Raw genomic sequence first — 11,912 nt, 5'->3', positions numbered from 1 at the left:
GAATTGTTGATTATAAAAAATTTATTTAGCAAGTAGGCTTTAAACTAAACCTTAGGAGAAGGAGCTATATATTGCTAACAGTTAGTGCTAATAAATAATGATTATAAATTAAACTAAATGTAAAGTGACGTTATGATCTGAAAGGATTTTCTGTATTTCATCAGGAGGAGGAGCATCGGTAAAAAAGTGATCTGCTTGATTAATATTACCTAAGCGTACCATAGCGTTACGACCAAATTTTGAGTGATCGGCCGCTAAAATCACTTGCCGTGAATTGGCAATAATAGCTTGAGCTACTCTAACTTCTCGGTAATCAAAATCTAAAAGTGAACCTTCGATATCAATACCACTTATGCCAATAATACCAAAGTCCATACGGAAATTTTTAATGAAGTCTTCCGTTGTTTCACCTATGACGCCGCCATCTCTATGGCGAACTTCGCCACCAGCAATAACAACAGAGAAATCTTCCTTGGCACCCAGTATAGAAGCAACATTTAAGTTATTCGTCACAATTTGAAGGCTTTTATGATCCAATAAGGCACGCGCAATGGTTTCTGTGGTTGTACCGATATTGATAAAAAGAGATGCTCCATTGGGTATCATGCGCACTAACTCAGCAGCAATTTTTTCCTTGGCCTGAAGATCCATAATTTTTCGTGTTTGATAATCAGTATTGACAGTACTTGATTCAATGCCGGCACCACCATGATGACGTGAAATTTTTTGTACTTTAGCTAACTGATTAAGATCTCGGCGAACCGTTTGTGGTGTCACCTTAAAGTGTTCAACAAGTTCATCAATGCTGACAAAACCGCTTTTTTTAATCATCTCTAAAATTAACGCTTGTCGTTGCTGTTGTGTCATTAAACTTATACTTTATGAATTAGATGTCGCTATTTTGCCACCTGCATCGACATAAGCAAACAAATTAACTAATAATATTTTATATAATCGTTTAGTTGTTATGTATAAACCACAAAATGAACATAAGTGAACTTAAGTGAAAATTTAACAACGCATTGTAATTCTTCAGCACTGACGACAATTTAGAAGCACTATCTGAATAGAAATAACATTATTTATTATCCTTTGTTTAGATAACAAAAGTTGTTTTAGACAGCGTTGATGGCGCTCACAACACTGTAAAATCGTGTGCTAGCTTTGACAGTGTTAATAGTGAATATTGTCAAAATGAACCTGTGGTAAAGACATTACACTGCGGCAACCAGTACATCAGATAATGTGTTATTGGTATTCATGTACACGAACGGAATAAAAAAACACTTACCCTTTTAAAAATTACCCATGCTTTAATACCAGCAGTTATAGAGAGGCTTCTACTATCTTTATCGTTACCATTAAAACATTATAGGTATCGAAAGAGTCATAGCAGATATAGATTCTATCGCGTGACCTAGGGCTGTGTTATATAATTCTCTTGAGGGATTAGCAGATATGTAGCAAAGAGAAAGGCATTTCGATTCAAATTAGATAAAACAACTTATGATAATTTATATGACGACTGAAAATTTCCGTACACTCCATACAAAGTAAGTAAAAGCATTATCTAGATCAAAACCTATCAGTCAAATAAGTAATCATTTTTAATTAATGATTAGGCTAAAAAATGTCTGAATTTATAGTTTATAATAAAGCATTTATTAAACGAATAAATGCTTATTGATAATAAAAAAGCTGATGATATATATAGGATTATCAGCTTTAAAATCGACGATAATTAATTATGATATAAACTATTTTAAGACTGTTTTTTAAATTTACGTGATGCAAAACCTGTCATTGCCAATAAAAAAATAGCAAATGTCGATGGCTCAGGAACCGTAGATGGCTCACGAACGTCAACACTACGTACAAAAAATGCTCCTACAGTATCGTCAACGTTATTGGTTAGGAAACCTCCTCCCCAAATATCTATACCTAGATTAACGGCTGCAATACTTGATATTGCATTTAAACCGCCTAAGTTGCTTAAACCATCGTTGTTCGTATCAGCGAGTATCCCCTGTATTAAGGGTAATCCGCCAGGACCTCCGCCAAATTTTTCATGGAGATCTTGCATAGCTATTATGCTAGCCGTTGAATGTCCTAGTCCTAGCCCGAATCCTAGAGAACCGGTTCCGTCTACTCCCAGTGTGATACCAACATTTTTAAATAGCGAGATTAATTCTACGTCTGTAGCCAAATGAAACCCATCAGCCGCCCACTGATTAGAACCTTGGAGAGCATCTAAGTTCATACCATAAAAAATTGATACATCTAACCACTCAGTTTGACCAACAGTATCGACAGTCAGTAATCCATCTGCTGCTGCTGAGTAATCTTTACTTATTAATCCTGCATTCGCATATACACCTGCAACCATAGAGCACATTATTATTAATTGCTTTAAAAGTTTAAATTTCATTGGATTTACCTCTTATAATAAATAATCGTAGAATAAATATTCGCAGAATGAATAACATAATTTTTATTATGCAAATAAACCACTCTACTCACTTATTAATGCAAAAAGCACACCAATAAAAATAACAATTAAATTCAACGACATAGAGTAAAATAAAATAATAACATTATTAAATTGCAAACTATTATGAGAAATGACTAACCAACCTTTATGACATCAGACTGCTAAACTAGATTGTAAACCGACCAAGGGCGACAAAACTTATGTTCGCTATTAGTACTTTCCAATTAAGTTAATAAATTACTATAGTAAGTAAAGTCAGTGAGCTTTAAATCTTCAGTCAAGTAATATGATCGTTAAACTAGGGTTTAACTCGTTCTTCTACGGTGAGAGGGTCGAACTAAAACCGACGGGTAAATAGCTTGTCAGTCATCTTGAATGGATAAGAATACAACCAGTAGAATCAGTAAGATAGATTACTGTATCAGAATATAGACTAAAACAAAAAAAGCCTGAATAACGAATTATTCAGGCTTTTTTTATGCGTATTGCTAAAGCAAAACGGGCTTAAAAAGAGATTATCTTTTTGCCAATTTTTCTTTAATACGTGCTTTACGGCCAGATAGCTCGCGCAAGTAGTAAAGTTTAGCTTGACGTACATCACCGCGACGTTTGACTTCAATAGAGTCAACAATAGGGCTATGTGTCTGGAATACACGTTCTACACCAACACCGTTCGAGATTTTACGAACAGTGAATGCAGAATTGATGCCACGGCTTTTTATTGCAATAACTACACCTTCAAATGCTTGAAGACGTGATTTATCACCTTCTGTAACTTTTACTTGTACAACAACAGTGTCGCCTGGTGCGAATGCTGGTAAATCTGTTTTCATCTGCTCTTTTTCGAGCATATCAATAATGTTACTCATAATACCTTCTTCCTAGGGTTCACAGGCATCAACAAAATCATTTATTATCTTCTTTAATAGAAGCTAACATTTTCTTTTGTTCTGCTGTCAGAGCTAGGTTAGTTAATAGTTCTGGTCTTCTGGTCCATGTTCTTTCTAGTGACTTAAACATACGCCATTGCTTTATGTGTTCGTGATTACCACTTAATAGCACTTTAGGTACCGACATAGCTTCTATTGAAGTGTCGAGTACTTCTGGCCTTGTGTAATGAGGACAATCTAATAAACCCTCTGAGAAAGAATCTTGCTCAGCTGACTGATTATGTCCTAAAACACCGGGCACAAAACGTGCTATAGCATCGATCATGTTCATTGCGGGGAGTTCTCCACCACTCAAAACATAATCACCGACAGACCATTCTTCGTCGATTTCCGACTCAATTAATCGTTCGTCTATGCCTTCATAACGCCCTGCTATAAATAGCAGCTTATTATGTTGTGCTAATTCGCGTACACCAGCTTGGTCGAGTTTACGTCCCTGCGGCGACAAATATATAACCTTGACTTGTTCTTTATCAGAACTACTATTATCACCTATCGCAGAATCTGCAGCGAAATTCGCAGCAGCTTTTGCAGCTTTAATAGCATCACGTAGCGGTTGCACCATCATTAACATGCCCGGACCACCGCCATAAGGACGGTCATCAACGGTTCTATGTTTATCGTGCGTAAAGTCTCTTGGATTCCACTTATGAAATTCAATTAACCCGTTACGGATCGCTCGGCCTGTCACCCCATACTCTGTAATGGCGTCAAACATTTCAGGAAAAAGGCTTATCACCCCATACCATCGTTTGTTTGTTAAAACACTATTACTCAAGTTAGAAACCTGGGTCCCAGTCAACACAAATTTGTTTATTTTCAGCACTAATTGATTTTACAACTTGTTCAAAAAGATACGGAATTAAACGCTCTTTTTGACCAAAGCCGTCATTACGATTAGCTTTAACAACCAGTACATCGTTAGCGCCAGTTTCTAAAATTTCAGAAACATGACCAAGGTCGTAACCTTTGTCAGTAACAACAGACATGCCGATCAAATCGCGCCAGTAAAACTCCCCGTCGGGCAATTCTGCTAGTGCGCTTTCGTTGACAAATATTTCTGATCCGACAAGCTTTTGGGCTATATCACGATCATCAATACCAGCAACATGAACAACGAGTCCGTTATTATGTTTGCGCCAATCAGATATATCGACTGATTGTATTTTATTCCCTAATTTTAGAGACCAAGGAAAATAGTCTAATATAGCTTCGGTTTCATCAGTGAACGAATGAATTTTCAACCAACCTTTGATACCGTAAACTGCGCCTACTTTACCTAAGATGACTTCTTTATTTATTTCTTCCACAACAACTCCTAAACCTACTAAATTAATTAAGCTGCTACTTGAGCGTCTTTAACTAACTTAGCCACACGATCAGATAAACCAGCACCCTGACCAACCCAATGGTTGATACGGTCTAGGTCTAAGCGTAATTTCTCAGCTTGACCTTCTGCTGTTGGGTTAAAAAAGCCAACTTTCTCGATGAAACGACCATCGCGAGAGTTACGGCTATCTGCAACAACAACCTGATAGAATGGACGCTTTTTGGCGCCGCCACGAGCTAAACGAATGGTTACCATATCGCCCTCTATTATTTAAAGTGTTAAAACGAATTTTCCAGACATTTCCTGACACCCTAGGTGACAGAAAAGCTCGCGTATTTTACGCTTCCTAGGATAAATAGCAAGTATAAAGATCGCCCAGTGCTAATGATAAACCTGAAATGACTAAAGACTAAAAGCAAAAAAGGTAGCGAACGCTACCTTTTGAAATTAAATATTGTTTTTCTTAACGGCCGAACATCCCGCCACCTGGGCCACCGCCTGCACCGCCTGGAGGCATCATACCCTTCATTGAGCGCATCATTTTCTGCATGCCACCTTTACCAGACATTTTTTTCATCATTTTTTGCATTTGCATAAATTGTTTTAATAAACGATTCACATCTTGAATTTGAGTACCTGAACCTGCGGCAATTCTACGTTTTCTAGAACCTTTAATAATATCAGGACGCTCACGTTCACCTTTAGTCATAGAGCTAATAATAGCTTCCATTCGTAAGGTTAATTTATCATCCATTTGATCTTTAATTTTATCTGACATATTGCCCATACCTGGCAATTTGTCCATCATGCTAGTCATGCCACCCATGTTTTTCATTTGCACAAGTTGCTCACGAAAATCTTCTAAATCAAAACTTTTACCACTTTTAAATTTTTTGGCTAATTGCTCAGCTTTCTTCTTATCAACCTTTTGTTCAACTTCTTCGATTAAAGAAAGTACATCGCCCATACCAAGAATACGTGAGGCAATACGGTCAGGATGGAAAGGTTCTAATGCTTCAATTTTTTCGCCAACACCCATAAATTTAATAGGCTTGCCGGTAATATGGCGAATAGAAAGCGCAGCACCGCCTCGAGCGTCACCGTCAGTTTTGGTCAGTATGATACCGGTTAACGGTAAAGCGTCACCAAAGGCTTTCGCTGTGTTTGCCGCATCTTGTCCCGTCATTGCATCAACGGTGAATAATGTTTCTATTGGATTAATAGCCGCGTGTAGGTCTTGTATCTCAGTCATCATGTCTTTATCGACATGTAAACGACCCGCAGTATCAACAATTAATACATCAAATAAAAACTTTTTAGCATGTTCAATAGCTGCATTAGCAATATCTATTGGTTTTTGCGAAATATCACTTGGGAAAAATTCAATATTAATTTCGTTTGCTAATGTTTCTAGCTGTTTAATAGCAGCCGGACGATAAACATCGACACTGACGACTAATACCTTTTTCTTTTCACGCTCTGTTAAGTATTTTGATAACTTTGCCACAGAGGTTGTTTTACCCGCCCCTTGTAAACCTGCCATTAATACAATGGCTGGCGGAGCCGCTTTTAAATTAAGGGTCTCGTTGACTTCACCCATAGCGTGTTCAAGTTCTTTTTGAACAATTTTTACGAAGACTTGTCCTGGAGTAAGACTTTTAGAGACATCTTGACCAACCGCGCTCTCTTTTACTTTAGCGATAAAATCACGAATAACCGGTAAGGCAACATCCGCTTCAAGAAGTGCCATACGCACTTCACGTAATGTTTCTTTAATGTTGTCTTCTGTTAATCGGCCACGGCCGCTGATATTTTTTAACGTTTTCGTTAAACGATCGGAAAGATTCTCAAACATGTATGACTCTATATTGTGCTGAATATAAAAATTATTGCATATTATACCCGCCAATAAAATAAGCGAAAGGATTAATAGCAAATCCTCTCAGTTTCTTCATACTCATTAGCGTTAGATTTATCAATTAACTACAAGAGTAAAGTACAGCAGATCAGATAAATAAATCGTCGTTATTTGATAACGACTAATGCACCTTAATATAAGTATGGTAAGCTGTAGGTTGGTTTAACTTTTATATAATTAATATAGTGACTGTCTTGGAATATTTATCTGCATTACTGACAAACTTTTTAGCCCTAAGTGCTGAAGCAAGTCCTTGGTTATTATTAGGTTTACTCATCGCTGGTTTAATGAAGTCTTGGGTACCCACTAAAATTTTAAGTCAACATTTAGGCGAAGGGAAACTCGCTATTATTAAAGCCGCACTCATTGGCGCACCTTTACCTTTATGCTCATGTGGTGTTATCCCTGTTGCGACTGAATTACGTCGCAGTGGCGCTTCCGCTTCTGCAACCTCATCCTTCTTAGTTGCGACCCCAGAAACAGGCGTTGACTCTGTTTCTGTTTCATATGCTTTATTAGGGCCAGTGTTTGCTATTTATCGTCCAATAACTGCGATATTTTCTGCTATTATTACAGGCTTATTGGTTTCAACGATAAAAAAAGAAGACATTACTCTGCCAAAATCAGCAGCTGATGATGCACCTAGTTGTTGTCCAAGTAAGAAAAAAGTAGTTAATGAACCTGTACTTGCAACAGAAAATGTAAAGTCTTCATGTTGTGCCAGTGAAAAAATTACTGTACCACCAACAAAATCTACAAGCTTTATCAGTAAAACCACCTCAGGTATTCATTACGCGGCAACGCAATTGATAGACGATATCATTATTTGGTTATTAGTCGGCTTGGTTTTTGCCACGTTAATAAAAACATTTTTACCCGCCTCTTTTTTACTTAGCTACGGTAGTGGTTTAGGCGCAATGTTAGTGATGATCGTTATATCAATCCCTATGTATATTTGTGCCACTGCATCGACCCCTGTCGCCGCTGGCTTTATTTTAGCCGGTATATCTCCTGGCACGGCGTTGGTCTTTATGATGGCTGGCCCTGCAACCAATATTTCAACATTGGGCGTCATTAAAAATGAAATGGGCAGCAGTGTTTTAATCCGGTATTTATTAGGTATTTCGTCGTGTGCAATTGGCTTTGGCTTACTACTTGATTGGGGCTTGGCGTTTTTTGATATTAATATTACGCAGCAAATGCAACATAGCCATGAGTTACTACCCTTTTGGTTTGGGTTAACTTGCGCAGGGTTAATTGCCTTTTTATCAATAAAGCCTTTAAGAAAATTAGTTTTATAGTTTTAATATAGGGTGTATTACCCGCATTCTGATAGAATCGTTTGCAGGTATAAATACCTAACTTTTAAGTTCTTGTGTGGGAGCACGTTGTGAGTTTTTCGGATATTTGTTCTTTAATTGCATTTTTTGCTTATGCTGTAGCAACTTCTGCAATGTTATTACGTTTATTTCACCCTAAAGGGCCTAATTTAGTTTTTGTATTATTTTTTGGCTGTTTAGCTATGGTGCTTCACACGTTAAGTAATGCACAGTTTTTAGTTGCTCAAGCGGATATTAACTTTGCATTGCCTAACGTTATTTCTTTAGTCAGTTTAATTATTTGTTTATCAGTCTCTGCATTTGCTTTGCGCTTTAAGGTGAATTTACTCTTACCAGTTATTTATGGTTTTGCGGGTATTTGGCAATTTTTGATGGTATTCATACCGAGTGTTGAACAAGCCCCCTTAATTAATCACCAATTAAGTGTAATAAGCCATGTAACGCTTGCACTGCTCTCTTATTGTACGCTGATTATTGCGACACTTTATGCGTTTCAAGTGGCTTACATCCATTTTAAATTAAAAACAAAAAATTTGGCGGCGGTCAATCATTTACCGCCACTGATGCAAGTTGAAGGTCAGCTTTTTATTATATTAAGTATTGGCACGAGTTTTTTATTACTCAGCCAAGTTATTGGCTTCTTATTTTTAGATGGGATGATCTCACACGAAAACTTACATAAAACAATATTGTCTATATTAGCCCTACTGGTCTATTCAACGATACTCTGGGGTCATTACAATAGGGGTTGGCGAGGACATCGAGTATTAATATTAATGGTTACCGGTAGTGCTTTATTAACATTGGCATATTTCGGTAGTCGATTTGTTAAAGAATTTATTTTACTGTAAATTATCAAAATAATGGTCATTAAATAAGTATATAACGTACTTAATGACTATCTATAACACAACATAGGGTTCCTTTTTTGGACAACATATCAACGGAAATGCTCTTTGCCATTCTTGGCATTCTAATTATTCTATCAGCCTATTTTTCAGGATCTGAAACTGGCATTATGTCGCTTAACCGCTATCGACTTCGCCATTTAGAAAAACAAAATCATCAAGGTGCTAAACGCGTCAGTAAATTATTAGAGCGTCCAGACCGTTTAATTGGTTTAATACTTATTGGCAATAATCTTGTTAATATAGCGGCCTCTGCGATTGCCACTATTATCGGCTTACGTTTATTTGGTGACATGGGTGTGTTGGTTGCAACCATTGCATTAACACTTGTTGTGCTTATTTTTTCTGAAGTAACCCCAAAAACATTAGCGGCGTTATACCCTGAAAAAATCGCTTTTCCAAGCTCAGTTGTCTTATCTGTTTTATTGAAGCTGTTGTTCCCTTTCGTTGTTGCTGTAAATTGGATCACTAACGGTTTATTGCTATTAATCGGTGTTAGTTCTGAACAACGTGTTCATCACAGTTTAAGCTCAGAAGAACTTAGAACCGTTGTTAATGACTCTGGGGCTATGTTACCCGAGCGCGATCAAAATATGTTGGTCGGTATTCTTGATTTAGAGAAAGTGACCGTTGAAGATATTATGATCCCACGTAATGAGTTAGTGGGCATTGATATTAATGATGACTGGAAAAAGATTCAAAAACAACTGGCACAATCAAACCATACCCGTGTGTTATTGTATCGAGACAATATGGATGATGTTGTCGGTTATATTCATCTACGTGATGCATTGAAACTCTTATTCAAAAATCAATTTACTAAAACCACCTTAATCAGAGCAATAAAAGAATTATATTTTATTCCCGAAGGCACCACCCTGAATGTGCAACTATTAAAGTTTCAGCATGCCAAAGAACGATTAGGCTTAGTCGTCGATGAATATGGGGACATTCAAGGCTTAGTAACCCTAGAAGATATTTTGGAAGAAGTCGTTGGTGACTTTACAACAACGATGACGCCGACGACAAGTGAAGAGGTTAATGCACAACCTGATGGTAGTTATTTAGTCGATGGTAGTGCTACGGTGAGGGATATTAATAAAGAAATGACATGGAATTTCCCTACCGATGGCCCTAAAACATTAAACGGCTTAATTATCGAATATTTAGAAGATATACCAGAAGCTAATTTAAGTGTACGTATAGCAGGTTACCCTTTAGAAATTGTTGATGTCTCAGATAATATGATCAAAACAGTTAGGATCCTTCCTGAACTTTATCTCGATAATGATAAAGAAAAGTAGCAAGTTTGGTTACACCACAGATATAACACAAGGCCTTAAATCATCATTTTAAGGCCTTTTTTTATGAAATCCTTATCATAGTAACAATTACTTTTAGATGCTCTTATTTCTTCTTTTGTGGATAATAGCAGCAAGCCACAAAGTTATTCACAGAGTTATTCACACCACTTGATCTAATAATGATTTTTCCACAATTTCTGTGGATAACAAAACGCAGCCCAATAAGAGCCAGCCCTCAAATAATGCAATGCCTTTCTTTAATATTTATGAAGTTTTTTTTACAATAATTTTTATGATAAGAAACGAAAGCCTTTGCGAGCATTTTTACTGCAAAGAGATTATATAAGCACTATTTATGCTACATGTTATCACTACTTATGTTATGTAACTCGGCGAACAATCATTGGCTTTAATTTAGCCTTAAAACTAAAAAGCATGACCTTTTTATAAAAGACCATGCTCACAAAGCTAATTACAGTTATATCGACAAATAAACTTTATGCAAAAAATAATCGCCATAACCAACCATGATTTAAATCTGCTTCACAGCTTTTTAATTGGCTACTGTAGCGCCGTGCTCGGTTATCGACTTTGCGGGCGACTTTTGCCAGCCAAGGCTTCTGTTTATAAGAGCGACGTTTAAAGCCCCCCCAACCTTCGTGATAATTTAAATATTGGTTGTAAGCATCCCATTTAGAGACCTTATTAATTTTCTGTGTTTTAAATATAAACCAACCCATAAAATCGATAGCGTCGTCAAAGTCATCACGGTCGGCGCCAGAATTGTCTGTTTCTTTAATATAATCATCCCAAGTCATCGTTTTTGCTTGAGAGTAACCGTAAGCAGTACTTACCCGACCCCAAGGGATAAAACCCAGTAAATAGTCTCTAGGAGGCAAAGCATCGGCTCTAAATGAACTTTCTTGGAACATCATACTCATGGGCACATGGATAGGCACCCCCCAACGCTCACGCACTTCTTTGGCAGCAAAATACCAATCACGGTGTTCACGAAAAATTTCACAGATATTTTCAGGATTTTTTGGCGGTGATGTAGCACAACTTGAGAGGAGTATGATGCTGAACAATGAAATAAGAAAAGGTTTAATAAACGACATAACATCAGTACGTTATTGGATTGGATATTGTTATCATGCCAGAAAGACGACCTTATACCAACTAGATAATAGTGAGAGTAGTAGTGTAAAAAATATTTTTCATTTTAAATGAAACATTATTGAACTAAAACTAGAACTGCCACTCTTACTTAGCAGTGTTTATGTTTCTCCCTTAGTAGTTATGTTTTTATTGCGCATTCTTTTTTAAGTAATGCGTTTTTTTTTGCCTAAATTCCAGTAAACGTTTATCAACATTTTATCCGGAACAACTGATTTAATCACCAACGACTCTGCCGATAAAACAATGAATAAAAATAGCTAAATAAATGGAACTAAAACCACAACTAACACTCTTACTTTATAAGTGTTTATGTTTCTCCCTTAGTAGTTATGTTTTTATTGCGCATTCTTTTTTAAGTAATGCGTTTTTTTTTGCCTAAATTCCAGTAAACGTGTATCAACATTTTATCCGCAACAACCGATTTAATCACCAACGACTCTGCCGATAAAACGATGAATAAAAATAGCTAAATAAATGGAACTAAAACCACAA

General features: G+C 36.7%; 11 protein-coding genes. 3 read left to right on the top strand and 8 right to left on the bottom strand.

Features of this window, described 5'->3' with window-relative positions:
- Window positions 1–108: 108 nt before the first annotated feature.
- The 7 genes from H4J70_RS05440 to ffh form a co-directional block, all read right to left on the bottom strand.
- On the bottom strand, window positions 109–867 hold the full coding sequence (locus tag H4J70_RS05440) for a DeoR/GlpR family transcriptional regulator (protein ID WP_182216736.1): 759 nt from the start codon (window positions 865–867) through the stop codon (window positions 109–111).
- 895 nt (window positions 868–1,762) lie between these two features.
- Window positions 1,763–2,428: a PEP-CTERM sorting domain-containing protein gene (locus tag H4J70_RS05435; RefSeq protein ID WP_182230279.1), complete on the bottom strand. Its 666-nt coding sequence runs from the start codon at window positions 2,426–2,428 to the stop codon at window positions 1,763–1,765.
- Between the two features lie 578 nt (window positions 2,429–3,006).
- On the bottom strand, window positions 3,007–3,360 hold the full coding sequence (gene rplS, locus H4J70_RS05430) for a 50S ribosomal protein L19 (protein WP_070375882.1): 354 nt from the start codon (window positions 3,358–3,360) through the stop codon (window positions 3,007–3,009).
- 37 nt (window positions 3,361–3,397) lie between these two features.
- Window positions 3,398–4,219 (bottom strand): tRNA (guanosine(37)-N1)-methyltransferase TrmD, encoded by an 822-nt coding sequence (gene trmD / locus H4J70_RS05425; RefSeq protein ID WP_259366338.1) that lies wholly within the window; start codon window positions 4,217–4,219, stop codon window positions 3,398–3,400.
- Between the two features lies 1 nt (window position 4,220).
- On the bottom strand, window positions 4,221–4,751 hold the full coding sequence (rimM, locus tag H4J70_RS05420; RefSeq protein ID WP_070375881.1) for a ribosome maturation factor RimM: 531 nt from the start codon (window positions 4,749–4,751) through the stop codon (window positions 4,221–4,223).
- Between the two features lie 26 nt (window positions 4,752–4,777).
- Window positions 4,778–5,026, bottom strand: coding sequence for a 30S ribosomal protein S16 (gene rpsP, locus H4J70_RS05415; RefSeq protein WP_070375880.1), 249 nt, complete (start codon window positions 5,024–5,026; stop codon window positions 4,778–4,780).
- A gap of 208 nt (window positions 5,027–5,234) precedes the next feature.
- Window positions 5,235–6,626 (bottom strand): signal recognition particle protein, encoded by a 1,392-nt coding sequence (gene ffh / locus H4J70_RS05410; RefSeq protein WP_070375879.1) that lies wholly within the window; start codon window positions 6,624–6,626, stop codon window positions 5,235–5,237.
- A 248-nt stretch (window positions 6,627–6,874) separates the two neighbouring features.
- Here ffh and H4J70_RS05405 point away from each other — a divergent pair, with 248 nt between their 5' ends.
- The 3 genes from H4J70_RS05405 (at window position 6,875) to H4J70_RS05395 (ending at window position 10,241) form a co-directional block, all read left to right on the top strand.
- Complete coding sequence (locus H4J70_RS05405; RefSeq protein ID WP_310740309.1) at window positions 6,875–7,990, top strand: SO_0444 family Cu/Zn efflux transporter; 1,116 nt, start codon at window positions 6,875–6,877, stop codon at window positions 7,988–7,990.
- Between the two features lie 89 nt (window positions 7,991–8,079).
- Window positions 8,080–8,880 (top strand): cytochrome c biogenesis protein CcsA, encoded by an 801-nt coding sequence (locus H4J70_RS05400; RefSeq protein ID WP_182230281.1) that lies wholly within the window; start codon window positions 8,080–8,082, stop codon window positions 8,878–8,880.
- A gap of 77 nt (window positions 8,881–8,957) precedes the next feature.
- Window positions 8,958–10,241: an HlyC/CorC family transporter gene (locus H4J70_RS05395; RefSeq protein ID WP_182216728.1), complete on the top strand. Its 1,284-nt coding sequence runs from the start codon at window positions 8,958–8,960 to the stop codon at window positions 10,239–10,241.
- A 497-nt stretch (window positions 10,242–10,738) separates the two neighbouring features.
- Here the strand turns inward: H4J70_RS05395 and H4J70_RS05390 are convergent, their stop codons facing one another.
- Entirely contained in the window at window positions 10,739–11,359 is a 621-nt protein-coding gene (locus H4J70_RS05390; RefSeq protein WP_182173615.1) for a hypothetical protein, read from the bottom strand.
- Window positions 11,360–11,912 lie beyond the last annotated feature (553 nt).

The organism is Colwellia sp. BRX8-9, from assembly GCF_014077245.1.
Taxonomy (GTDB): domain Bacteria; phylum Pseudomonadota; class Gammaproteobacteria; order Enterobacterales; family Alteromonadaceae; genus Colwellia_A.
This window is presented reverse-complemented; position numbering and strand designations above follow the sequence as displayed.